This window comes from Glutamicibacter sp. BS14 (genome assembly GCF_056934375.1).
Window position 1 is genome coordinate 544828 of sequence record NZ_CM167801.1, and the last position, 23893, is coordinate 568720.

Below are 23893 nucleotides of genomic sequence, written 5' to 3' on the forward strand. Positions count from 1 at the left end.
ATTCGTACGGTGAGAGCCACGGCTGACGCACTGTGCGCATCCCCGGTTCAAAGCCAAAAAACAGTAGACTAGTCTCGGGCTGAAATTTCGGATGAAAGGGCGTGCGAAGAACATGGCAGATAAGAAGCGGGGATTGGGCAGGGGACTGGGTGCCCTTATTTCCAGCTCACCGGCGACGGCGGCTCCTGAGGAAAACCAGAATGTTTCACGTGAAACAGCTCCTGTAGATCCGGCCGCGGAAGCGTCGAAGTCGCGCGCTACACGTCCTGTCGATATGTTCTTCGAACCGGGACGCAAGTCCTCGGCACCTAAGGCGCCAACCACTCCCGCAAAGCCGGCAAAGCGCGCTCGCGCAACTATGCCTGGCTTGAGTACAACTCTTGGGGGAAAGAATACCTCTGCACCTCAGGAAGACGCATCAGCTGAGAAACCAGCACCTAAGAAGACCGAGCCGCAACCTGTAAAATCAGACTCTCCCGATCTTGTCGAAGTTCCTGGCGCACAGTTCGCTGAACTCGACGTCCAGCTGATTCACCCAAATCGCAAGCAGCCGCGTACCAACTTCGATCAGGAGCACATGGATGAACTCATCCATTCGATCCGCGAAATTGGATTGCTTCAACCTATCGTGGTCCGCCCTTCCCGCGAGAAAGATGACGCTCCGTATGAGCTGGTCATGGGTGAACGCCGTTGGCGCGCGACACAGGCGGCTGGCCTAGCGACTATCCCGGCCATTATCCGCGACACGCATGACACCGATCTGTTGCGCGACGCCTTGCTCGAGAACCTGCATCGCTCACAACTGAATCCACTGGAAGAGGCCGCTGCTTATCAGCAGCTTCTAGAAGAGTTCAATTGCACCCAGGAAGTGCTTTCAGAACGAATCGGACGATCCCGTTCGCAGATTTCCAATACGATTCGCTTGATGAAACTACCTCCACTCGTTCAGCGTCGTGTTGCGGCTGGCGTTCTTTCTGCCGGTCATGCGCGCGCGTTGCTAGGACTGTCGAACAACGAAGTCATCGAGCGGCTGGCTCAGCGAATCATCAATGAGGGCTTGTCCGTGCGCGCGACCGAAGAAGCAGTGGCACTGAGTGACGACAAGCCACGAAAGCCAGCAAAGAAGGCGCGAGAGACCCAGCGCAATGAACGCCTGGACTTCCTGGCAACTTCGCTCGCGGACCGCTTGGACACTAACGTCAAGATTCAGCTTGGCAGCCGCAAGGGCAAAGTCAGCATCGAGTTCGCTTCGGTGGATGATCTGAACCGCATCATGCAGGTTCTTGATCCGACTATGAACTCGTAATTTCATGAACTGGCGCATGTTTCACGTGAAACATGCGCCTTTCTTGTATCTAGAGCCTGTGTTTCACGTGAAACAAATACTCCATGCGAGGTTACTGCCAACCAAGTATGAGGGCGGCACATGGAGATGAATCGTTGGTGGGTAGGAAACCGCTGCTGTCCATAAACGGATACTTAGGTGTGCCCGCATAGCTTTCGCATCAAATGGATCATGAACCACAGCAAGCATAAAACTGATTGTTGGCATCCGCCGTTGGCTTATCAAAGAGGGAACGTACATGCCGATGGCATGAGCACGAAGTAGCCACGACGCTGTCCAGAAATGTAGAGAAAGCAGGACACACCGTACCAGGTTCGGGATTGGCACCGCATCGCTGAGCCGAGCCCTTCACCTCGCTTCGTAACCATTCTCCGATGCCTGCTCCTGAGGATCAGCGAGCCATTCAGTTTAGGTCACCGAAATGCCTCCACTTAATGAATTCTACGGAGAACGGGAAGAGGATAGAACGCATGATTCGACCCGCCTGGCTGCGGGAACTACCCCAGCGGATACGGATTTGGGCAGCCAGTATTCTGCTTGGTAGGACATCCGGGGCGATAGGTGCCGCATTTGGTGCACAGTATTCCGGCTACCTTCCAGTGCGAAGGAGAACACAAGGTGCGATCAGTAGAGACACTGATGGTTTTCGCGGTCTATCCCTGCCTGGCTCTACTCCATCTAATGCGCAGTGGCATGTGTCAGCCATGCTTCTTAGATTGTTCGAGGACTGATGTGCAAGGGAGCCAGGATGCTGTCCGCAACTGAGCACAACTCCGAAAACCTTGGACCGAGAAGCCGTATCGGGCGATTCCAAGGGTACGTTTCATCGTTCTTGCTTAGGGCAGATATGCAACGGCGTTGAGCAAGGACTGCATACAGCATGTTCTGGAACAGCAAGATCAGATAGTCAGGCATACCGTGATGACTCTCTGAGCAGCAAGGTGGGCGTATAGCGACGCCACGAGAGCCGGGAGTCGGGTAGGGGAGAGGAAGGCTCGCACGAAGGCCGTGAAGGGCCAAGAAAGGCCGCTATGGACTTATGGCAGGACCAACCGGGGGCAAGTTCGGAGGGGTGCCAACGCTAACTGAATGCTAACCATTGAACGACTTTTGAATTTTCACCCCACCTGATCCATTCAACAGACATTCTGAGGGAAGGATCAATGTGGAACAGTACGCAGAGATCCGTCGACTGCATTGAGCAGAAGGCGTGCCAATAACGGCGATCTCGCGGCGACTTGGCATCGCACGTAACACCGTATGTTCAGCATTGGCAGTCACCGAGTCTGCAAATGACCTGCAGACGAAGCGTGGTTCCATCGCTGACGCTTTCGAACCAGAAACCCGCAGGCTGGTCTGCGAGTATCCGCGCATGCCGGCGACGGCCATCGACGAACGAATCGAATGAACGAATTCCATCTCCACGTTGAAGAACCGGGTCGCACTGATATGTCCGGAATACACGAACGTGGGCCCTGCGGACCGGATGGTCCACGAATCAGGGCAAGCCGCGCAAGTGGACCTGTGGTTCCCCAAGCCACGGACATCTGTCGGATCCGACCAGGCTCTGATGCTGCCGGAGCTGATGATGAGGCTGTCGCATTTGAGGGTGTTCAAAGCGCTGATGATTCCTAGTTGGCAATGCCCTGATCTGAGCGTTGGGATGTGGAGCTAGAACGACGATGATGACGCGGTCCTCAAGAGCAGAATCTGGGACCGTGAATCCGCGATTCGGAAGCAAAAGGAAAGACACGGAAGCCAATTCAGTGCTTGCCGAGCCGCTGGCTAGCAGGAGCATTCTGGCTCCACCGAGAGATTCTGAGTTCAAAGAGCAAACCGAATGCAACCAGTTGCTTGAATCCTCTTTCCTTCAGAATCTCAGCAAACAGCTCGACGGGTGTCTACCGAAAGCCAATGTACACCGTTCAGCCCGATCCAGGTCCGGAGCATCGACCGGTCGCCGTAGGCTCTAGGCACAATGATCATCTCGCCTTCGATGCCATCAGTACCGGGCTCAGCCATCGGGCACGATGGAGAAGGACCTATAGCATGAGTCTGGGCCGCAATAATTAATTGGTGCATCCTTCAGACATTGGCCGGATTGTTGATTCCACGGTGACCATGGATAGAGGGTCTGCGGCCAGCCGGTGGTGGCTGATCCTCCGCGGTGCTGGACAAGCTGAATATTGGACTTTTCGAGAGCCGCCAATATTGCGGTTCTGAGCCACCCAGTATTCTGTCCGCGCGCGCCGGTGGTTGCGTCTTGCTGATGGATGAGTGGCTTTTGGATCCTCCAGCCGGCGGGTTGCTGAGAATCATCTTCGAGCTCATAGGGCGGCGGTATGACGCTGCATCCACCATTTTCTGTACGCAGTACAAGCAATCGGATTGGCGTGCCCGGCTGGACGCTGGTGCGTTGGCCGACGCGATCATGAATCATGTCGTGCACGATACGATTTGGGTTGAGACCGGTGGGCGCAACATGTGTGAGGTGTACTCTCGGCCGGAGCATTAGCCACGGGGCGTTGATTCGATGGAATCCTCGTTCATGACTGCCTGCCGGACTGATGATCCGGCAGGTGGTTCTAAGGGAGACTATTGGGTGGATCTGAACCACAATAACGACTGGCCCAGAGGCGCAATATTGGGTGGCTCTCAAACCACCGAATATTCACAAGCACCAAATGATTACCGATCCGGCACATGTGCAGATTACTGCGTTGTGCGTTGAGCAAGATTCGACGCACAACCGTTATTTGGCCACGACCACGGCTGCGTGGTCGCGTCACGCTAGGTATCGGCCGGCAGTAGAATCCCTTGCCTGGACATCCACGACTTTCATGATGACCAGTAATGCGTACTTCGGAAGAAACGATTGAGCAGTTGGCGAGAGCCATGAAAATGCCATCAATCTGTCGGACGTGCAAGTAGCATGTTGATCCAGCACATGATGAGGGATGGACTCGTGAAGCCTGCCGGGCCAGGACGGCGATCATCCCGACAGCTATGCTCGTGACCTGTAGAGGACCGCCATGGGCGGTGAATACTAACTCGCGTATTGCGCTGGGTGTCAAAGCCTGCCGGCAGTGGTATCCAATGCTCTTCGATGAACAGCTCTGGCTGCGCGTAAAGGTTGGTGGCGGCGCATCACGGAGGGAAATCGACTCATGAGTTGCTGCGTCTTATGCAATACAAACTGTTGATCATCGTCAAGGTGGATTACATTCCATTCGGTACTGCGGCCGTTGATGCAGCTGATCGTTATTAACAGAAGTCGGTGCTAACCAGGTCCAATCCGCCGATTGTCCGCTGGGGTGAGGCCAATGGTGACGAGGTTGATGCCTCGGCGAATACTGATTGCTTGGTTCACCCTGAGGAGAGGCTGTCTTCGCCTAACCATCCATATCGGGCGAAGTACCGTCCGGTTTGCTGACCAATGCCGAGCTGGCGTAGGGAGAATTGGACGGTACAGGTCCGATTCCGTTTGACGATAAGAAGGCGATCTTCAGTTGGTGTTGCGGGCATGACCGGAACTTCTTATGTCGAATGCGCCATGCCGTGCGATGGGGGAGTGGTACTAGCCCTTCCCGAAGCCATTACGCGCACCCTGAGCCAGGGCACGCTGATGAGAAGCAACGACTCCATTAAGATTCCTGACGCAGGTGTGGGATTAACATTGGTGCGCACCCTTGCCGAACCGACATCCAGATCTCTAGAAATCCGAGTTCGAGCTGTCATGAAATCGTGTCACCGTCTCTCGAATTTCTTGAATCGGCGACTGCGACTGGTGGGGGCGGAACCGCAACATGAACACTGAGAGCAGCTGCCTTGAAGCAACGTTTCACGTGAAACATGATCCAGACCGCCCTTCGAACCTGCTGACGTCTGCGAAGCGAAACGTGTTTCACGTGAAACATTAACCTGACCGCCCTTTGATTGTCCTGAATTCAACGATGCGCTTGGTGTTTCACGTGAAACAACCAGAACGACCTGAAAGCACATACAGGGTTGACGTTGCACAGAATGGAGCGGCCACGCACGACCTGGGCACCCCGCCCCCCGAGATGAATAGCTAATGATGCTATACCCACTACCCGGAGGCTGACAGCCTTTGCTGAGATGAGGCATAAGAAGCTTGCTGAATACATGCGTAGGCCTGTACGAGCGCCGGAGAGGACCTGTCTGGCCGGTGCCTACGTGAGAGGACAGTGATCAGCCTGCGGCTTGCGGCGCGGACATGAGGAAGTTCGTTCCAGCGCCAAAAACCCGGCGAGCACGCACGGCGTGCAGGAAAGTAAGAGCGTCGCGAGATGCCGAGGGATAACTTGACCCTTGGTCCCATACGCGCGGAAGGTGAAGCCTGGATACGATCGTCCAACCACTTCAACGCCAGCAGCTGACAGGAGGAAATGACGCCAAGGCCCTAGGGAGGGGTCAAGGCAACAGATGGCCAGAAAGCCTTAGGAGTGACTTATGAGGCTGCAGAAGCGCGTCCTAGGCGGATGTATGGGTCTCCGGGAGCCCTGTCGGGCATGAGCGGCCCGGCAGCGCTCCAGATCCCGCTCATGAGCAAGGTGAGCGAAGGGAAATCCAGAAGGATCACAACCTTCAATCCAAGAGAGCAGGAGGATTAGCGGTGAAATAGGTTCACTAGAGTCTCCGCAAACCCGGCTCAACCCGCTCCTGCTTTTGTCCCGGTTCGAAGGAACTATTCACTAGAAAAAAGCCCCAAGGTAAATAGCGCGGGAATTCGGACCAGCTGTCCATGCACCAGCCGCGCAATAGGTAGGCATGATGCCGTGGAGTGCGAAGCCCCAGGTGCCGAAGCCCGTAGTAGTGATCAACCTAAATTTCTCAGGGTTGGAGAACTGGGCGAAGACCTCCATTAATTGAAAGGCAAGAGAACCTGAAGGAGGGAAGCGTGTGAATGAAAGAACTTATATGTGGGGTTAGTACTGGCCCTCGGGGAAACCGACTTCCCGAAAGATAGGTAGCGCGCTGTTCAGAGTTAGTTGATTGCACTAGGACCTAGTGCAGAATTGCAATGACCTGATCAGAGATAAACCCCTCCGATCACTAGCAGATTGGAGATTCAGGCCTTCTCTTCGCGAGTCGACAGTAGGGCAACGAGCATGAGTCTAAGGCCTTTGTCCCTGATGCAGGTTCTACCGGCAAGCTTCGCCCCGATGGGTATGAACAGCTATCCAGCGATGATGTGGCTCGTTCGCTCCACGGCAATCGACCTCAGATTCATTCAATCTTCGACAGGTCGCACCTCATCATTACCCAGCGGCCCATGTGACAGTTGCGCAGTGGGTGATGACGTATCGGCACGAAACATGGTTTGGGCCGCAGCAACTGACTTACGGCAACAACTCACAAGCCGAAAGATTCTGTTCTGCTTGCTGCGTGCCAGTTTAGCCAGAGAACGTCCTCAGGAACTCGTTGCTGAACCGTTCGGACTTTGGAAGAGATAGCATCATGGATTCTGACGATTGACGGCGAAACAGTAGGCTCAGTGAGCAACCAGTGGATACGCGGAAGGGGAGTGCTCCGCTAATTCCCTGGAACTCCGTTAGCCCTGGCAGTTCTCACTGCGCGTTGAACCCTCCCCAATAATCAAGACCAAGAGATGCTGTTCCAGCTAAAGACGCCCATGAAAACTGAGTGTCGCGGCGACACGGGGATGCGGCAGTCGGCATGGCCTGGATTATCCATGGACAGAATTTGACGCAATTTCGACCGGAAGCGGATAGTCCCATGAGGAATTGGTTTTGGCTGTCTCTCAGAAAGCACATCCAATCAGCTAGCATGTGCGGCGTATCCGGATGCGTTTCCGCGGCCCTTCACAGTGCAGTCTGGAATTGTGGGCCGAAGTTGAAGGGCTAGAAATACGGCGATTGCGGATCGCTGAATTTTGCATAGGACATCAAGATTCAGAATTCGGGAACCTGTCTAGGTGGCCAGAGAAACGATCAAATGCGAACCCGAACTTGCCGGGTCCATTGCTGAGCATGAAATGCGCATCTTGGCTGACGGGTGCCAAAGTACGGTGCAAAGCTTCATAGAACAGAGCAAGAATAATAAAAACAAATATTTTGCCTTGGATATTCGCAACAGCATGTCAAAAGGGCCTTCAGATGAAGAACCGGCTCCACCTGAGCTGGGGTAAGGCTCGGAAACGGCCAGAAAACGAAAGCAAGTGAACTTCTCGCGGCGCCACGGTTAAATAAGAAGTGGGGACCAACCTTGCGGTTGATCCCCACTTCAATCATGTTCTTGGCTTACAGGTATTCTGCGAAGTCCTTTTCGATGACAGCCTTCGGCTTGGCGCCGATGGAAGTAGCGACATGCTCGCCGCCCTTGAAGACGTATACGGCTGGGATGCTGGTGATGCCGTACTTCGCGGCAATTGCCTGGTTCTCATCGACGTTGACCTTCACGACGTCGACCTTCGCAGCGTGCTCTTCTGCGATCTGATCCAGGATTGGACCGAGCTGGCGGCAAGGGCCGCACCATTCAGCCCAGAAATCGACGATCACTGGCTTGTCGGCATCCAGGACATCGGCCTGGAAGGTTGCTTCAGTTACTGCTTTTGCGTTGCTCATGAGAGACAACCCCTTTCTGAGAAAACTATTAGGCGGTAGCGAGGGTTTCGGAAACGTTGGCCAGGTAGTGCTCCACGTCCTGGGCCGCGGCGCAGCCCGAGCCGGCCGCGGTAATGGCCTGGCGGTAGGTGGAATCGATGACGTCGCCGGCGGCGAAGACACCTGGCAGCGAGGTCTTGGATGTGCGGCCTTCAACGGCGATGGTGCCCTCGGAAGTCAGCTGCAGCTGGTCCTTGACCAGATCCACGCGTGGGTCGTTGCCGATGGCCACGAAGATACCGGTGACATCCACGGTGGATTCTTCGCCGCTGGTGCGGTTCTTCACAACCAAGCCTTCGACCTTATCGGCACCGTTGATGCCGATGACTTCGGAGTCCCAGATGAACTCGATCTTCTCGTGGGCCAGGGCGCGGTCGGCCATGATCTTCGAAGCGCGCAGCTCGTTGCGGCGGTGCACGACGATGACCTTGGAGGCGAACTTGGTCAGGAACAGCGCTTCTTCCATGGCGGAGTCGCCACCGCCGATCACGGCGATTCTCTGATCGCGGAAGAAGAACCCGTCGCAAGTGGCGCACCAGGAGACGCCATGGCCAGAGAGGCGCTTTTCGTCCTGCAGGCCCAGCTCGCGGTAGGCGGAGCCGGTGGAGACGATGACAGCACGAGCACGGTAGATGGTGCCGTCAGCCAGGGACAGCGTCTTGATTTCGCCTTCGAGGTTCATTTCGGTGACGTCATCGAAGAGAATCTCGGCGCCGAAGCGTTCGGCTTGCTTCTGCATGTTGTCCATCAGGTCTGGGCCCATGATGCCCTCGGGGAAGCCTGGGAAGTTCTCCACGTCGGTGGTGTTCATCAGTTCGCCGCCGGCAGTGACTGAGCCGGCGATGACTAGTGGGTTCAGATTCGCACGGGCGGTGTAAACCGCGGCGGTGTAACCGGCCGGACCGGAGCCGACAATGATGACGTCGCGGATTTCGTCGTTCTGTGCTGAAGTCACGGGGGTAGAACCCTTTCGTTCTAATAATGCGAGGTGGATAGCAAGGTCTAACCTCACTATCCACCTCAACGCATTGCTTTCGTAAAAAATTCCGCTTCTATTACTTGGCGGAGAATTCACCGATCTGGAGACCGAATGGACGTGAATCATTGCCGCCGGATGCCTTGCGAGGCAGGTCGGTGATGTCCAGGAACACGTGGGTTCCTTCCATGTAGTCCTTGTCGTCGTCCTTGGCAGTTACCGAAACCGAAGGACCGGAGAATGAACCCTTGGCTACCGACTTGGCATCGCCCAGGTCTTCGGATTCGCCGACGAGGATTTCGTAGTTGCCGCCGGTGCCGTTCAGGCCCTCGAGATTGACCTCGGAGATCTTGGACTTCTCGTCCAGTTCCAGGATGAAGACCATGTTGGAAGCGAAGCCGCCGAAATCAGCGGTGGTGTACGAGTACGTTGAGTAGGTGCTCGAGGCGTTGCCGTCGATCATCTGGCCCAGCTTGCCATCGGTTTCGGAGTTCAGCTGCTGATTGCCGGGAACCAGGCGGGATACGTCGTCGATCTTCGGAGCAGGCAAGGCGTCCTCGGTTGAGTCCTTTTCTTTCTCGGTCTCGGATGGCTTTTCCGGGGACTCCACGGCAGTTGGCTGCTCGCCATCGGCGGTGGTGTTCTTGTCCCCACCAAGGAAGTTGAAAGCGAACACGACTGCAACAATCAGCACGATGAGCAAGACGGCGCCAACCAGCAGGCGAGTTCCCTTGGAACCGCCTTCTTCCTCTTCCTCTTCGTCGACCTGGGGGTCCTGGGCAGGAGCATTCTTGGCAGCTGCGGGGAAGGTCGAGGCTTTCGGGGCAGCGGCAGCGGCGGCACCCGCAGCGGCGCCTGCGCCGGCTACGGCTCCAGCTGCTGCAGCCTTCTTCTTTGCCGGCTTCTCATCTTCCTCGGCAGGCTTCTGGGTAGGCTTGGCCGGCGTCTTGCCCTTGGACTGCGCAGCGGCAGCCAGTGCCGCAGTTGCGGTGACATTAGGCTCGTCTTCGTCTTCCAGGCGGGAGACCTTCGGCTTGTCTTCGGCCGCTGGCTTTTCAGCTGGCGCAACCGGGGTAGCCATGGTGGCGGGAACCTGCTCATTAGGCGCAGTCTGGTCGAACTGTTCTTCTTCAGGCTGTTCCTGGTTCTTCTTGCCGAACCGGTTCTTCAGTCCTGCGAAGCCACCAGCCAAGGCGGAACCGATCTTGCCCTGCTGCTCTGGTTCGTCTTCGTACTGCAGCTGGTCGTAGTACTCGTTGTCGTCTTCGTAGGTCTCAGGGACGGCCTGGCGGGACTCGCCGAAGATCTCGGTGCCCAGGGTGTCGGTGAAGAACGGCTCAACATATGGAGCGTCGTCGGTTTCCAATACCAGGTCCAGCAGGTCCGAGGAACGCGCGGTGTTGGCGACGAGGTAGGTCTGGTTGGCATCGGTGATGCCCAGATCCAGCACCTGAACGTTCGAAGCGCGCTCGCCCATGGCGATTTCGCGTGCGCTCGTTGCCAGCTGCGATGAATTCTCCACGGAAGCCACCATGATGCTGACCGAGCGGTTCAGTACCTGGTCTACGCCACCGAGTACCAAGTCTCCTTCAGCTGATGAAAGGACACTCTCGGTTACTTGGTAGCGACCGCTGAGGACAGAGCCGACATCGATTGGCTGCGACACGTGCATCTCCAAGGGGTTGATTTTGGTTCGGTGGCGGTCCACGGACCACCACCTGCCATGTTACCGGTCAGATCAAGCTATTTGGTGCCTATTTGCCCAGAATCACTAGCAAGTTTCAGCGGACCATCAGCGATTGAGTCCCGGGATTCTGCGAAGGATCGGACCCAGGAACGACTGGAGCTCCGGGACCTTGGTTTTGTACAGCAAGCCAATGAAGACGATGCCCATCACCAGCGCGACAATAGCCACCGAAACCAGGGCGCTGAATACGGAGTCGTAGGCGAATCCGAAGTTGAATCCACCCAGCAGCCAGAGCGCGATGCATCCAATGATGGAGGAGAGCGTAGCCATCCAACCGACTCGAATGTAGGTGTCGATGACAGAGGAAACACCGTAGTTGCCGTAGCGGCGCTTGATCAGATAGTGGGTGCCGACGCAGGTCAGCACGTTGGTCAAGCCGTAGATGAAGGCAATGGCGGCGGCGATATGCAGCGGATCGACCACGGCGGCAGCGGCGAACGCCAAGATCAATCCGAGCCCGGCGGTGGCCGACTGGATCAGCATCGGGGTGCGGGTATCTTCCTCTGCGTAGAAGACACGCAGCATGAAGAACTGCAAGGACTTGAACGGCAGCCCAAGCGCGGTGAGCACCAGCAGCTGCCCGAGAGCGCCCGCGGCCTGCGCAGCATTCTCGGAGTTGCCGGCAAAGAGCCTGCCTAGCGGTCCGGCCAGCACGATGAAGACCAGCGTGCAGAACACGATAGGGATTGCGGTGGAGCGCATGCCCTGATTGAGCAGCTTGCCAACATCCTTGCGGCGGTTCTCGGTGAAAGCCCGGGCGAAGTCGTTGAACAGCACGGTGGCGACGGTCAGCGCGAACAGGGAGTGCGGCAGCACGGTGATCAACTGCGAGGTGTTCAACGCGTACTCGCCGGCTACCGAGGCGGCCTGTTCGGGAGGCAGCTGCGCTCGAGCCGCGGTAGCTCCGGACACGATCTTGGAGTACACCAGCGAGGAGAGATTGCCGATCACCATGGCCGCCAGGGTCCAGATCGCCAGCTTGCCCACGTGGCGCAGTCCCATGCCGCGCCATTGGAAGTCCAGTGTCAGTTTCAGCCCGGTCTTCTTCAGTGGCCAGAACAGCGCCACCGACTGCAATACGATACCCAAGGTGGCACCGCCAGCCAGCCACATGGTCTTGACCCCGCTCCAATCCTGCATCGGGTCGCCCGAAGAGTAGGCGCCGAAAGTCAGGATGAAAGCGCCAATGACGATCAGCTGGATGATGTTGTTGACCGCAGGAGCCCACATGAATGCGGCAAAGCGGCCATTCGCGTTCAGCACCTGGCCCAGCACTGCGTAGAGCCCATAGAAGAAGATCTGCGGCAGCGACCAGTAGGCAAAGGCCGTTCCCAACGCGATCATCGGCTCGGTCCAGTTATTGGTGAGCACTGTGATCAATGGCCTGGCGCAGAGCGTGAGGATCAGAGTCAGGATACCCATGCCCACGACGGTCAGCGTCACCAATTTCGACGTGTACGCGGCGCCGCGGTCCTTCGCCTTGGAGGCCTTGATCAGCTGCGGGATCAGCACGACGTTGAAAATGCCGCCGGCCAGCAGCATGTAGATGATAGTCGGGATGATATTGGCTTTTTCAAAGATGTCAGCCACCGAGGTGACCGAACCAATGGCCATCGCCAGCAAGGCCGTGCGCACGAAGCCCAGCAAGCGGGAGACCATCGTGCCGGAGGCCATCAGGGCATAGATCCTGGAGCGCGAGCCAACAGGCTGAGCTGCCTGCTGCGGGGGAGGTCCGGCGACTACGTCCATGGCTCCGGTGTGTAGCTGATCGGAGCCCGCAGATGGATTAGGAACCTGAGACATGCTTTGTAAGGACCTCGCGTGCCAGATCAGCGATCCGGCGCTCATTAGGGAAGGACAGGCGCTTGCCCAGGGAACCGATGGGGACCCAGGCAACATCGACGGCTTCATGATCGGGATCATTCTCGATCGTCAGATGCCCGCCGGTAGCTTCCAGCAGGAAATGGTGCACGGTCTTGTGCACACGGTAATTCGTCACGGTGAACCAGTAGTCGACCGAACCCAGCGGGGCGAGGATGCGTCCGGCAATGCCGGTCTCTTCCTCGATTTCGCGGATAGCCGCTTCCTCATTGGTTTCCACGCCCTCCGGGTGGCCCTTGGGCAGGCACCATTCCAGCCGTCCGCCACGGTTGTACCGGGCAATGATGGCCACTGGGAAGGTGGGGTCGTTGAAGTCGATCACGATGCCGCCGGAAGAGACTTCTTCCACGGTCGGCAGGCTCGTGTGACCGCCAGTTGCCTGCGCGCGAGCCATTGACGCAGTCAATGGGGTGCGCTTTGGGGCAGACGGGATCGGTCGGTTCATGGAACCACTCTATCGAGAAAGTACCGTTCGCCGCCTGATCGACGTGGACAAGTAAGTTATCTCGCAGGCAAATCCGTCGGAATTTCAAGCATTCTTCCGGGATTTCTGGCACGCTTAAGTAACTATGCATGCACTTCCCTCGCCTGACGCACTGCGTCAAATCCTGCCCTCGGTTATTTTCGACTTGGCCGACCGTTTTGTTCGGGCGGGCCATGAATTGTCGCTGGTAGGTGGGCCGGTTCGGGATCTGTACTTGGGACGCGTATCCCCGGACCTCGATTTCACCACCAGCGCTCGCCCGGAAGAAACCATCAAGGTGATTTCCGGCTGGGCCGATAACGTTTGGGATGTGGGACGCGAGTTTGGAACTATTGCCTTCAAGAAGGGCGAACACACGCTAGAGGTCACGACCTACCGCGCTGATGCCTATGACAAGGAGTCGCGCAAGCCGATCGTTGCCTTCGGTGATAACCTGCACGACGATCTCTTCCGTCGGGACTTCACCATGAACTCGATGGCTCTGCGCTTGCCGCAGCTCGAGCTGGTGGATCCTTTCGACGGCGTAAGCTCGCTGGAAGACGGGTCCATCCGCACCCCTGGTGCACCTGATATCTCCTTCTCTGACGATCCGCTGCGCATGATGCGTGCTGCCCGTTTTGCTTCGCAGCTGAAGATCGAAGTCAGTCCAGAGGTGCGCGAAGCCATGAGCGGAATGACCGATCGGATCGACATCATTTCCTCCGAGCGGGTTCGCGATGAACTGGTCAAGCTGATCAACGGTGCAGACCCGCGCGCGGGAATCGACCTTCTGGTGGAAACTGGCCTGGCCGATAAGGTGCTGCCCGAAGTCTCGGCACTGCGTCTGGAAATTGACGAGCACCACCGGCACAAGGATGTCTACCAGCATTCGCTGACCGTGCTGGAACAAGCCATGGCGTTGGAAACCGACGAAGAGGGACCTGTTCCCGGCCCGAACTTCGTGTTGCGCTTCGCGGCGCTGATGCACGATATCGGTAAGCCGGCGACCCGCAAATTTGAACCAAGCGGCGCGGTATCCTTCCGCCACCATGACATGGTGGGTTCGAAGCTCGTCAAGGCGCGTATGCGCGCCCTGCGTTTCGACAAGGACACCACCAAGTCCGTAGCCCGACTGGTCGAGTTGCACATGCGCTTCTATGGCTACGGCGAGGCCGGCTGGACCGACTCGGCGGTGCGCCGTTACGTCACCGATGCTGGAGACCTGCTCGAGCACCTGCACCGCCTGACCCGTTCGGATGTCACCACCCGCAATCGCAAGAAGGCCGACCGCCTAGCTTTTGCCTACGACGACCTCGAGGCGCGCATCGCGCAGATCGCCGAGCAAGAAGAGCTCCAGTCAATCCGCCCGGATCTTGACGGCGAGCAGATCATGCACCTGTTGGGAATCAAGCCGAGCAAGGTCGTTGGCCGCGCATACAAGTTCCTCTTGGAACTGCGTTTGGACGAAGGCCCGCTGGGCGCGGAAATCGCCACTGAGCGCTTGCGCGCCTGGTGGAAAGAACAGCCTGAAGCCCAGGAATCGGCTACCGAGGGGTAACCTCTGACCTGAGCACCAAGGAAAAGCACCTGAAATCCGCATGGATTCGGGTGCTTTTGCCGTCCCCGGGAAAGTGCTTAAAGTTTCTGCGCAAATTTGTAGCGCATCGGGGATAATCCATGTATGCTGAATACTGTGATTGGGAAGTCTCAATGAGACTTGCGGATCGAGAAAACTTTTCAAAGAGGCCCCATGGCATCCATGGCCGGCCGAGAGCAGATTTTAGGAGGTGGCGAAATGATTAATACCAATTGGTACACAGAGACTCATCGCGGAGCGCGATTTATTGGCGGCTCTCCCATGTCTCGTCTGTGCAAGCTCATTTCCCCAACCTCCGGACAAGCGGATTCCTAACTCACGGTAAATCCCGCATAAGTTCCTGAGGTTGCAGGTCAGTAATCGACTCTCATCCTTAGGAACTTTTTTCATGCCTAGTCCACTGTTCTCCTCATCCGCTCAACGGGCAGTTCGCACCTCGGAATTAATCTTCGCAGGACCAGAAAGCCTGAAAGCTCGCGCCATTTCAACTACGCGCCAAGATCTTCCCTCCCCTTCTACTTTGACCGAAGGGAGGGACAGCAAATGAAAAAGCGTCAAGACAAGCGCAAGTTCACCAACCTTGATAGCACCGAGTTCAACCGCCGCATGCGTCAGCGTGAGCTGAAGAACCACGTGCCACCAGAAATGTACCTTCGAATTCGCTAAGGCCGGCAACGCCATTACCGTTGCCCGCTAACAAGAATCCGAGGTACCCATGATGAACTCGCAAGGCATCGCCAAGAGGCCCGCCGGCCTGCAAGCCGGCGGGCTTCTCCGCATCCAGAGCACCGTCGAATACAGCAATGGCCAGGACCGAACGGTCCTGGCCATTGCCTTTCCGCTAACGCGGAGGGCTAGCGCTCGATGTCGCCGCGAATGAAGGCTTCCACCTTGTTGCGCGCGGTCTCATCGTCGTACTGCTCTGGTGGCGACTTCATGAAGTAGCTCGAAGCCGACAGGATCGGACCGCCGATGCCACGGTCCAGGGCGATCTTCGCTGCGCGTACGGCATCGATGATCACGCCGGCCGAGTTTGGCGAGTCCCAAACTTCCAGCTTGTATTCCAGGTTGACCGGAGCATCGCCGAAGTTGCGGCCCTCGAGGCGGACGAAAGCCCACTTGCGGTCATCAAGCCATGCAACATAGTCGCTTGGGCCGATGTGCACGTCGTCTTCGCCCAGGGCGGCGGAGGTGTTCGAGGTGACTGCCTGGGTCTTGGAGATCTTCTTGGATTCCAGGCGATCGCGCTCGAGCATGTTCTTGAAGTCCATGTTGCCGCCAACGTTCAGCTGGTAGGTGCGGTCCAGGACAACGCCGCGGTCTTCGAACAACTTGGCCATCACGCGGTGGGTGATGGTTGCGCCGATCTGGCTCTTGATGTCGTCGCCAACGATTGGCACACCGGCGTCAGTGAACTTCTGCGCCCACTCTGGGGTGCCGGCGATGAATACTGGCAGGGCATTGACGAATGCAACGCCTGCGTCGATGGCGCACTGTGCGTAGAACTTGGCGGCCTGCTCGGAACCAACTGGCAGGTAGCAAACCAGGACATCGACTTCGTTGTCCTTCAGGGACTGGACGATGTCAACTGGCTCGGCTGCAGACTCTTCGATGGTCTCGCGGTAGTACTTGCCCAGGCCATCCAAGGTGTGGCCGCGCTGAACGGTCACTCCGGTGGTTGGAACGTCGGCAATCTTGATGGTGTTGTTCTCGCTGGCCAAGATGGCTTCCGAGAGGTCGAGCCCGACCTTCTTGGCGTCGACATCGAAGGCGGCAACGAACTGAACGTCGCCCACGTGGTACTGGCCGAACTGCACATGCATGAGACCTGGAACCGTGGAATCAGCATCGGCGTTTCGGTAGTACTCAACACCTTGGATAAGGGAAGTGGCGCAGTTGCCTACGCCTACGATGGCAACGCGAATCGGGTTCGCCGACACATGAACTCCTTATTGAAATGTATAAAACCTTTGGGCAATAGGGCGCGCAAAAGCGCATTGCGCAAATTGACCCATAATGATCTTAAGTCTTAATGGAGCGCAAACATTCCCAATCGTGCCCGGTATCACCGAATAACTATCGGGGCGGCCTCTCTGGGCTAGCGAAACCGAGGTGATTACTGCACTGTCTCAGCGCAGCTGCACCAATAGCAGGTAAAGCACCTAAGGATTAGATACTACTGACAGTGACGATCAATTCAGGCATTAAAGTGACTTCATGGGCTAAGACCTAGTTGGTCATGACCATGAGTTGGCGCCATTTTTGCGTGCTAGCCCGAACTGGTGCCGCAACTTCACCAAAACCCTGACTAGCGGTGCAGGCAACGTGGTTCTGAGGCGGTGGCGCAAAGGCTGGCGGCGAATATGCGCCAGCATTTCCGGATCAGTGTGCAGCTTTCCAGCTCGAGCTCGCTGCGCGAGAATCTCGAGGGACTGAACGAAACTGTGGTCCACCCTGTGGAAGTAGTTTTCCCGCAACCAGGCTTTGGTAGGTTCACCGAAGCTCAAGCCGGCGACGTCATCCAAGGTGCCGATGACGCCGGAGGCAACAAAGACCGTATTGATCATCTGCGCGCTGACGCCGAAGTCGGAAAGGACCAGCGTTGGCAACCCGCGATCAATGGATTCCAAGGCAGCAGTCGAAGACACTGTTACCAAGGCGCTGCCATCGGCCAATGCTTCACTCATCGATCCGGTATCGAAGCGAAGGCGCGATTCGGTCCCGATCCGCCGTTCGGACTGCAACTTTTCGAACAGCGAATCGTACGGGAACGCCTCGAGATGCGTTTGGGGCTCACCGGCCTTGGCGCGGAGCTTGACGATCACCTCAAGTTCGGGATTCATCTTGCTGGCCTGCTCGAGAGCCAGCAGGATCGACTCGCGTTCGCTCTCTTGGGCAGGTACCTTCGCTTGCGGCGCGAACACCAAGCGTTCGACCACCTGCTTTTGCGCTGGCGGGAATCCTGCCGAGTGCAAGAACGGGAGCTTGCTGACCATGATGGTCGGCTGGTGCCCTACCTGGCCTTCGATCATGAATGAGAAATCACGGGCTTCGGCATGCGAATGGCAAATGAACGCATCGCCGGCTCGACGATAGTTCCACCCCTTTTGCGTGGCGGGGAATGCCACGCCGGGCAGGGCGGAAATCAGTGCGGTGCACCGGCCATCAGTCGGCTCGGTGCGAAGCATGCGAGAGTAGATCTCGGCAACTACCGGCCCGGTGGCCGAAGCGAAAACAATGTCTTCATCTACGGTGTCGGCTTCTAATTGGGATACGGAAATCACCTGCAGGATATCCGGATCCAGATCCGTGCCATCAAAGGCGGCTGCGATCTGGTCGGCGGTCGGCATCACCGGGGTCCGCGCCAAATACACCTTGCGATCCCATGAGGGACCTAGGCGGTTCAGGAAGCTCGTTGCCAGCTTCAGATAGGAATCCGAGTCGGCAATGGCAAGTATTGATGGCTTCATCGGCTGATTCACACCTTCAATGAACTGGATAGGTGCTCGCGCAACTCGGATGGGGTGCCAGGGGTCCACCAGCTGTCAATCACGGCTTGCGGATAGAGGCAGCGGGCATCAGGACCCAGCAACAGGCGCAGGGATGGAATCACCGTGGAAGGCAAGGCGCGGATTTCCTGGCCTGGTCGCAGGACACGCAAACGCATTTCAATGGGAACGGTGTGCTCCTTGAGCACCACCTGATCAATCCTCGAGATCTTCTCCAGCAATTCGGGAGTTTCACGGCGATGCGGGAAGTACGCAACCGGGCCTTCGGAAGCGATCTGCTCAATCCAGCGCAGATACGGCTGCTCAAAAATCAGCTCATCAGCCACCATCGCCGAACCGATCAGCAAGGTAGGTTCGGTGAACTGCTCGGCTACCGGCTGGGTAGCGAGCCATTCAAACTTGTGCTGCGCGAATTTGATCCCCAGATCAGCCATCTTCTGACGGGATGCCGGGTCGACATACAGCGCTGAAACGATCAGCAGGCGATCTTCACGGGCCAGCTGGCGCAAGCGATGCCAGGTCGCCAACCCCATGGCCACGCGTGCTGCGGAATTCCTGGTCCGGGCGCGCACCAACGGGGTGGGCTCATCGGAAATGAGCTGCTTGATCAGGGCCAGCGTAGCCATGCCGTCATCGATGATCACGATTTCCTTGGCCCGTACGCCTGCCAGCAGCGTGCGCTGGATCTTGCCCGAGTAGGCGTCGCCGGTGACATACCGATCGGCAGCGCCCTTGGGCTGCGGAGGCTTACGAGCGGCCGGTTCAAAATGAACCCCTGCAGGGGCATGATTCAGCATTGCCTGCGTCGTGGCTTCCAGGGGCATTCCCTGACGGGGGATGATCCGGATGTCCGTGCCCAGCAGCCCTGCGGCATGCGTTTCTACCGCCGAAAGCAGCTGCAGTGGCGACTCCACCCAAACGTGCGCGGTGCCGAAACGCGGGCGTGGCACCTCGTGGGTGTCATGTTGAGTCAGTTTCATCATGGTGAGGGTCATTTTGCCAGTCGGCTCAGGGATTTGGAAAGCGTGTCCAGCTGCTTGGAACCATTGCGCAGCACACGGCGCGAGGCCCCGCGGACTCTGGAAGGCAGCGAGCGGCGCGAGCTGATGTGCGCCCAGCGTGGAGGCAGCTCGAGCCTGGTGATGCGCCGGCGCTTGAAATGAGCCGAGAACTCCGGGTAGTGCGCGGACAAGAAGGACTCGGCCTGCTCGCGCAGGTGAGGCAGTTGCGCGGCCTGCATGCAGTAGGCCACGGCAGCCAGCAGTTCGGTGAGGCGGTCGCTGCCGCCACCGTGCGCCGGAACCGGCACGTCCTGGACGAACAAGGCATGGATGATGGACAACGGGATGCGGTTGGAATTCTCGTAGGGAGCCAGCGCCTGGAGCAGTCTGCCGGTGCCCACTGCGTAGACCTCGGTATCCAGGATGTACTTGGCGGTGGCCAAGCCCGTGGAAAAGCAGGAGATCACCACGGCTGGACGTACCGCCGCGATGACGGTTTCCGCCAGATGATCGGTGCCGACCAGCCGGAACTCCAGCCCCATGTCCCTGGCGGCTGCAGACAAGCGTGCCGCTGAGGTGGCGCTGGCCGATGGGTGCGCCTTGAACAGGACGGTGGAAATTTCCCGGCGGGCCACCTCGTTGAGCATTTCCAGATGCAGCTCGAATTCTTCCTCGGCATCCATCAGGCCCAAGGAACCCAGGTACTGGCCGAGGATCAGCGCACTGCCGGTTGGCAGATCGAATTCTGCCCCCTGGGCCAGTTCGCCGAAGATTGCAGCCAGGCCGCCGGTGGCCAAGACCTCGCGCCGCGGCTCGAGCTCTGCGAGCAGGTGAGGCTGCAGTCCTGGAACCAAGTCCACATGGATGGTGCCCATGACGCGCTGGCGAAGCGGCATTGGCAATCGATTACGGGTTGGGCCATAGGACATCAAGCCGTCGGAGTGGATCCACAGCTGGGCATCAAAGAAAATACGCGCCAGCGCACGCGCCGGATTGACCTGGATGGATTCCAGAACCAAGGTCAAGGGTTCATTGCCCAGATCCCAAGCGCTGCGCAGGAGGCGTTCGAAAATATGCAGCTCGTCCTCACGCGGGTTGAACTGTGCCGGGCGACGCGGGGAGGTCAGCGCAGCGAAATCCACCACGCGGTCAAAGCGGGCGGCAAGCTTCTCGAAGCCCGGGACTTCATCCAACGCAGTAGTCAGTTCCGGAACCTGTGAGCCGTTAGCCAAGACGAGAATTCGTTCATCTGCCTCGGGGAGCAGTCCTGCATCGGCCATCGCGGCCAGAGAAGCAAGCTGGAAATAGCTGCTGGCTTCAATCAGTGCGATCACTTGGCGGCCCCGATCTGACCTGGCTGGAGGAAGGAGAGAATATGGCGGCGACGGGCAACGTCCATCTCGAGGGCAACCTGGCGGGCCATCGGCGCATCAATAGTGGTGAATACCTGGCGCAGTTTCTGCTTCATCTCCAAGCGGACTTCCGGCGGGTAGTTCTTCGCGCGCTTCTCGTGGTGGCACACGATGGCGAAGAACTGCCGCATCGCCTTGGGCAGGTGGCGATCCGCGTCCGGGTGCAAGCGCACCTCGGTGAGGATCTGCGAGTAGGCCGGAATGAAGCCGAGCTGACGGTGGTCGAAGACCTGGGTCAGCGAGCCGGGCAGGCCGCGGCGGTAGAACACCCCGGGGGAGGAAACGACGGAATAGCGCTCGGTGTTCAGATGCAGCTTCCATAGCCAGAGGCGGTCTTCGGCGCTGTGCAACTGCGCGTCGAAGTACATCAGTTCGCGGGCGCGCATCAGGTCGGTGCGGTACATGCCCGCCCACACGAAGGCGTAGTCCACCATGGACGGCGAATCGATAGGTTCAATGTCATCGGCCGGGTTCAGCGGCATGCCGCGCAACGCCTGCGGGGCGCGGTGGATGACGCGATTGGTGCCGGTGACACGCACATGATCGCAACGCACGAAGTCCACGTGCAGTTCGGTCAAGGATTCCGCCAGGGCTTCCAAATGCTCGGGGGAGTACCAGTCGTCGGGGTCGAGGAAGGTGAAGTATTCGCCGGTGACCTGTTCCAACCCGGCATTGCGGGCGGCAGAAACTCCGGCATTCTCAGGCAGCGAGATCAGGTTCAGGCCAGGCAACTGGTCTTGGTAGCTGCGAACCAGGGCAGCAGTCTGGTCATCGGAAGCGTCATCAACCACGAGCACTTCCAGCTCCCAGCGTCCCAGCTTCTGCCGGACCAGCGATGACAAGGCATCGCAAATATATGCTTCTTGGTTATAGGCGGGGATAACCACGGAAATGCGCCCGGGGATCAAACTCATCTGTGCTTCAAGGCCTTCCTCATGCAGACAAAAATAAACGGCGGTTGGACCCGTCGGTGAGTCCAACCGCCGGATACGTTGGCGTGCTTAGGCGTCGACGCGGCGCAGGCGCGAGAGCGGTGCCAGCTCGCCTGGGAAGACCTTCTTCACGCCGTCACCCATGGCCTGCTCCAGGATGCGGATGTCGCGGATCAGCGACTCGAAGCCCTTTGGCTCCAGCGACGAGGCCTGGTCCGAACCCCACATGGTGCGGTCCAAGGTGATGTGGCGCTCGACGGTCACTGCGCCCAGGGCAACAGCAGCCAGCGAGATCTGCAGGCCGCGCTCGTGGCCCGAGTAGCCCACTGGGACCTGGTAGCGGTCGCGCAGGGTCTCGATCATGCGCAGGTTGGCCTCTTCAGGAGGCAGCGGGTAGGTGGAGGTAGCGTGCATCATGACCAGGTTCGAGGTACCCAGGGTCTCGACGGCCTTGTCGATCTGCTCGATGGTGGACATGCCGGTGGACAGGATGATCGGCTTGCCGGTCTGCGCCAGGGCCTTGAGCAGCTCGATGTCGGTGACCGATGCGGAGGCGACCTTGTGGGTGACTGCACCCTGCTCTTCCATGAATTCGACCGATGGAACATCCCATGGCGAGGCGAAGGCGTGCAGGCCCTTGGAGGCTGCGTAGGAGATGAGTTCCTTGTACTGCGCCTGGTCGAACTCGACGCGGTAGCGGTAGTCCAGGTAGGTCATGTCGCCCCATGGGGTGGAGCGGATCTTGTCGCGCATGTCCATCGGGGTGGAAATGTCCGGGGTGCGCTTCTGGAACTTCACTGCGTTGGCACCGGCTTCAGCAGAGATATCGATCAGCTGCTTGGCGATCTCGATGTCGCCGTTGTGGTTGATGCCGATCTCGCCGATGACGTAGACCTGCTGGCCTGCGCCAACCTGGACGTCGCCGATAGCAACAGGCTTGATGTCAGTAGTCATGGAAGTCATGGGTATTGCCTTTCAGTGGGTGAAACTTGGAGAACTCTTGGTAGCGGTGCGTGCGGCGAGAACCAGTTCGGCTAGTTCCCGTACCGCTCCGTGCCCGCCCTTGCGGGTCAGTTTGTACCGTGCTGCCCGGTGCACATCTTCCTGGGCATCGGCCACGGTGATCGGCCAGCCGACCAATGCCATCGCGCCCAGATCGTTGATGTTGTTGCCCACGTAGGCAACACGAGCCGGATTGATGGATTCGTCAGCCAGCCAGCGGGCCAGGTATTCGGCCTTGTTGTCGATTCCGTGGGCCACTTCGACGTTCAGCTTGGCGGCGCGGGCGGCGACAACAGGGTTGATTTCCTTGGAGAGAATAAGGAACTTCACTCCGGCAGCCCGCAACCGGGCCACTCCCATTCCATCGGAGCGGGAGACGCGCACGGTTTCGGTTCCGTGCTCATCGACATACGCGGTGTCCGGGGTATGCACCCCGTCGAAATCCGTGATGACCGCGTCGACTTCGATCGGTTCCCGGGTGGCCGGAACGGCCAGCCCAGCGAGCAGCAGGTCTGCCTCGGTATCGATGTCGATGCCGTGCTCTGCTGGAACTTCGTGAACCCGGACCTTTCCGAAGAAACGGTGCCCTGCCTCGCGGAATCCCCGGGTATCCATCACGTAGAAGGCCCCGGTTTCGCGGAAGCGCGGTTCGCGATCCTGGCGACGCGGACGGTGCAGCTTGTCGTGGCCTACGGCGACCGCTTCGCCCTGCGGATCCAGGCCCCAATGGAAACCGTGGTCCGCTACAGCTGCGAAGCTGACGTCGGCGCGTTTCGAAGAAACCGCCGCAATGGCTGCGTCCAGATCCTCCGGATCGATGAACGGGCTGGTGCACTGGATGAACACGGTGATCTCTGGCTGAGATTCCGCATTCGCTAGCGCGTGGAGCAGAACTGACTCGCTGCTGGCCGTGTCGCCGGCGATATCTGCCGGTCGATCGATGACTCGCGCCCCGTAGCGAAGCGCTTCGGCCTTGATCTGCTCATGGTCGGTACTGACCACGACGTCGCTGACTGCCGCCGCGGATCTGGCTGATTCGATTGCGCGGCCCAGCAGCGATTTGCCGCCGATCTCACGCAGGTTCTTAAGCCGGATGCCCTTGGATCCTCCCCTGGCGGGGATGATCGCCATGGCATTTGGCTGGTTGGTTTTGCTCACGAGTAAGACGCTATGGGCACAAGTTAACTAAGAGGGGGCATCTGGGTTAACGCACGGTGAAGTGCCGGTGTAATCACCTGTTTGTTTGCTGAATGCGAGGTCAGCAAGCGTTTTACGTACCAGTAGGCGAATCCGGAAGAGGGATTTCGAGCCCTCGGAACCGCATAAAAGATCAAAGCGACTAATGAAACATGAGTGTGCAAGGCGGAGCTTAGGCACAGAA

Annotated in this window: 18 protein-coding genes; 6 read left to right on the plus strand and 12 right to left on the minus strand. The window is 58.2% G+C overall.

Annotation, left to right across the window (positions count from 1 at the left end):
• Window positions 1-112 precede the first annotated feature (112 nt).
• From AC1Z36_RS02650 to AC1Z36_RS02665, 4 genes are all read left to right on the plus strand, one after another.
• Entirely contained in the window at window positions 113-1306 is a 1194-nt protein-coding gene (locus AC1Z36_RS02650; protein WP_483561627.1) for a ParB/RepB/Spo0J family partition protein, read from the plus strand.
• A gap of 1309 nt (window positions 1307-2615) precedes the next feature.
• Window positions 2616-2753 carry a hypothetical protein gene (locus tag AC1Z36_RS02655; RefSeq protein WP_402735400.1) on the plus strand — a complete coding sequence of 46 codons (138 nt, stop codon included), beginning with the start codon at window positions 2616-2618 and terminating at the stop codon, window positions 2751-2753.
• A gap of 861 nt (window positions 2754-3614) precedes the next feature.
• Window positions 3615-3860 carry an ATP-binding protein gene (locus AC1Z36_RS02660; RefSeq protein ID WP_402741393.1) on the plus strand — a complete coding sequence of 82 codons (246 nt, stop codon included), beginning with the start codon at window positions 3615-3617 and terminating at the stop codon, window positions 3858-3860.
• Between the two features lie 3444 nt (window positions 3861-7304).
• Window positions 7305-7517: a hypothetical protein gene (locus AC1Z36_RS02665; RefSeq protein WP_402741395.1), complete on the plus strand. Its 213-nt coding sequence runs from the start codon at window positions 7305-7307 to the stop codon at window positions 7515-7517.
• Between the two features lie 112 nt (window positions 7518-7629).
• Here AC1Z36_RS02665 and trxA read toward each other — a convergent pair whose 3' ends face one another.
• The 5 genes from trxA to AC1Z36_RS02690 all read right to left on the minus strand — a co-directional run bounded on the left by trxA (window position 7630) and on the right by AC1Z36_RS02690 (window position 13041).
• The gene (gene trxA, locus AC1Z36_RS02670) at window positions 7630-7953 is read right to left on the minus strand and encodes a thioredoxin (protein WP_105656613.1); all 324 of its coding nucleotides are present in this window, start codon (window positions 7951-7953) and stop codon (window positions 7630-7632) included.
• A gap of 28 nt (window positions 7954-7981) precedes the next feature.
• Complete coding sequence (gene trxB, locus AC1Z36_RS02675; RefSeq protein ID WP_105656612.1) at window positions 7982-8947, minus strand: thioredoxin-disulfide reductase; 966 nt, start codon at window positions 8945-8947, stop codon at window positions 7982-7984.
• A gap of 100 nt (window positions 8948-9047) precedes the next feature.
• A complete protein-coding gene (locus tag AC1Z36_RS02680) occupies window positions 9048-10634 on the minus strand; it encodes a hypothetical protein (RefSeq protein WP_483561628.1) in 1587 nt (528 codons plus the stop codon).
• A 126-nt stretch (window positions 10635-10760) separates the two neighbouring features.
• On the minus strand, window positions 10761-12464 hold the full coding sequence (gene murJ, locus AC1Z36_RS02685) for a murein biosynthesis integral membrane protein MurJ (RefSeq protein WP_332595065.1): 1704 nt from the start codon (window positions 12462-12464) through the stop codon (window positions 10761-10763).
• A gap of 37 nt (window positions 12465-12501) precedes the next feature.
• Window positions 12502-13041 carry an NUDIX domain-containing protein gene (locus AC1Z36_RS02690; RefSeq protein ID WP_105656609.1) on the minus strand — a complete coding sequence of 180 codons (540 nt, stop codon included), beginning with the start codon at window positions 13039-13041 and terminating at the stop codon, window positions 12502-12504.
• Between the two features lie 124 nt (window positions 13042-13165).
• Between AC1Z36_RS02690 and AC1Z36_RS02695 the strand changes: the two genes are divergently transcribed.
• On the plus strand, window positions 13166-14617 hold the full coding sequence (locus tag AC1Z36_RS02695; RefSeq protein WP_105656608.1) for a CCA tRNA nucleotidyltransferase: 1452 nt from the start codon (window positions 13166-13168) through the stop codon (window positions 14615-14617).
• A 582-nt stretch (window positions 14618-15199) separates the two neighbouring features.
• On the plus strand, window positions 15200-15322 hold the full coding sequence (locus AC1Z36_RS02700) for a hypothetical protein (RefSeq protein WP_255209577.1): 123 nt from the start codon (window positions 15200-15202) through the stop codon (window positions 15320-15322).
• Window positions 15323-15510: 188 nt separating this feature from the next.
• Here the strand turns inward: AC1Z36_RS02700 and AC1Z36_RS02705 are convergent, their stop codons facing one another.
• The 7 genes from AC1Z36_RS02705 to AC1Z36_RS02735 form a co-directional block, all read right to left on the minus strand.
• Complete coding sequence (locus tag AC1Z36_RS02705; protein WP_105656607.1) at window positions 15511-16596, minus strand: inositol-3-phosphate synthase; 1086 nt, start codon at window positions 16594-16596, stop codon at window positions 15511-15513.
• Window positions 16597-16893: 297 nt separating this feature from the next.
• Window positions 16894-18126 carry a DUF6716 putative glycosyltransferase gene (locus AC1Z36_RS02710; RefSeq protein WP_483561629.1) on the minus strand — a complete coding sequence of 411 codons (1233 nt, stop codon included), beginning with the start codon at window positions 18124-18126 and terminating at the stop codon, window positions 16894-16896.
• Window positions 18127-18134: 8 nt separating this feature from the next.
• The gene (locus AC1Z36_RS02715; RefSeq protein ID WP_286172165.1) at window positions 18135-19148 is read right to left on the minus strand and encodes a hypothetical protein; all 1014 of its coding nucleotides are present in this window, start codon (window positions 19146-19148) and stop codon (window positions 18135-18137) included.
• 8 nt (window positions 19149-19156) lie between these two features.
• Window positions 19157-20500 carry a polysialyltransferase family glycosyltransferase gene (locus AC1Z36_RS02720; RefSeq protein WP_483561630.1) on the minus strand — a complete coding sequence of 448 codons (1344 nt, stop codon included), beginning with the start codon at window positions 20498-20500 and terminating at the stop codon, window positions 19157-19159.
• Window positions 20497-21492, minus strand: coding sequence for a glycosyltransferase family 2 protein (locus tag AC1Z36_RS02725; protein WP_105656603.1), 996 nt, complete (start codon window positions 21490-21492; stop codon window positions 20497-20499). Before AC1Z36_RS02725 ends, AC1Z36_RS02720 begins: the two co-directional genes overlap by 4 nt.
• An 87-nt stretch (window positions 21493-21579) precedes the next feature.
• A complete protein-coding gene (locus AC1Z36_RS02730) occupies window positions 21580-22473 on the minus strand; it encodes an N-acetylneuraminate synthase family protein (RefSeq protein WP_105656602.1) in 894 nt (297 codons plus the stop codon).
• 12 nt (window positions 22474-22485) lie between these two features.
• Window positions 22486-23670, minus strand: coding sequence for a cytidylyltransferase domain-containing protein (locus tag AC1Z36_RS02735; protein ID WP_483561631.1), 1185 nt, complete (start codon window positions 23668-23670; stop codon window positions 22486-22488).
• Window positions 23671-23893 lie beyond the last annotated feature (223 nt).

What these genes read in the sequence shown, in the direction of transcription:
- AC1Z36_RS02650 (WP_483561627.1), top strand. Translation starts at nt 113, where the DNA reads ATGGCAGATAAGAAGCGGGGATTGGGCAGGGGACTGGGTGCCCTTATT.
- AC1Z36_RS02660 (WP_402741393.1), top strand. Translation starts at nt 3,615, where the DNA reads ATGGATGAGTGGCTTTTGGATCCTCCAGCCGGCGGGTTGCTGAGAATC.
- trxA (WP_105656613.1), bottom strand. Translation starts at nt 7,953, where the DNA reads ATGAGCAACGCAAAAGCAGTAACTGAAGCAACCTTCCAGGCCGATGTC.
- murJ (WP_332595065.1), bottom strand. Translation starts at nt 12,464, where the DNA reads ATGGACGTAGTCGCCGGACCTCCCCCGCAGCAGGCAGCTCAGCCTGTT.
- AC1Z36_RS02690 (WP_105656609.1), bottom strand. Translation starts at nt 13,041, where the DNA reads ATGAACCGACCGATCCCGTCTGCCCCAAAGCGCACCCCATTGACTGCG.
- AC1Z36_RS02695 (WP_105656608.1), top strand. Translation starts at nt 13,166, where the DNA reads ATGCATGCACTTCCCTCGCCTGACGCACTGCGTCAAATCCTGCCCTCG.
- AC1Z36_RS02700 (WP_255209577.1), top strand. Translation starts at nt 15,200, where the DNA reads ATGAAAAAGCGTCAAGACAAGCGCAAGTTCACCAACCTTGATAGCACC.
- AC1Z36_RS02710 (WP_483561629.1), bottom strand. Translation starts at nt 18,126, where the DNA reads ATGAAGCCATCAATACTTGCCATTGCCGACTCGGATTCCTATCTGAAG.
- AC1Z36_RS02715 (WP_286172165.1), bottom strand. Translation starts at nt 19,148, where the DNA reads ATGATGAAACTGACTCAACATGACACCCACGAGGTGCCACGCCCGCGT.
- AC1Z36_RS02725 (WP_105656603.1), bottom strand. Translation starts at nt 21,492, where the DNA reads ATGAGTTTGATCCCCGGGCGCATTTCCGTGGTTATCCCCGCCTATAAC.
- AC1Z36_RS02730 (WP_105656602.1), bottom strand. Translation starts at nt 22,473, where the DNA reads ATGACTTCCATGACTACTGACATCAAGCCTGTTGCTATCGGCGACGTC.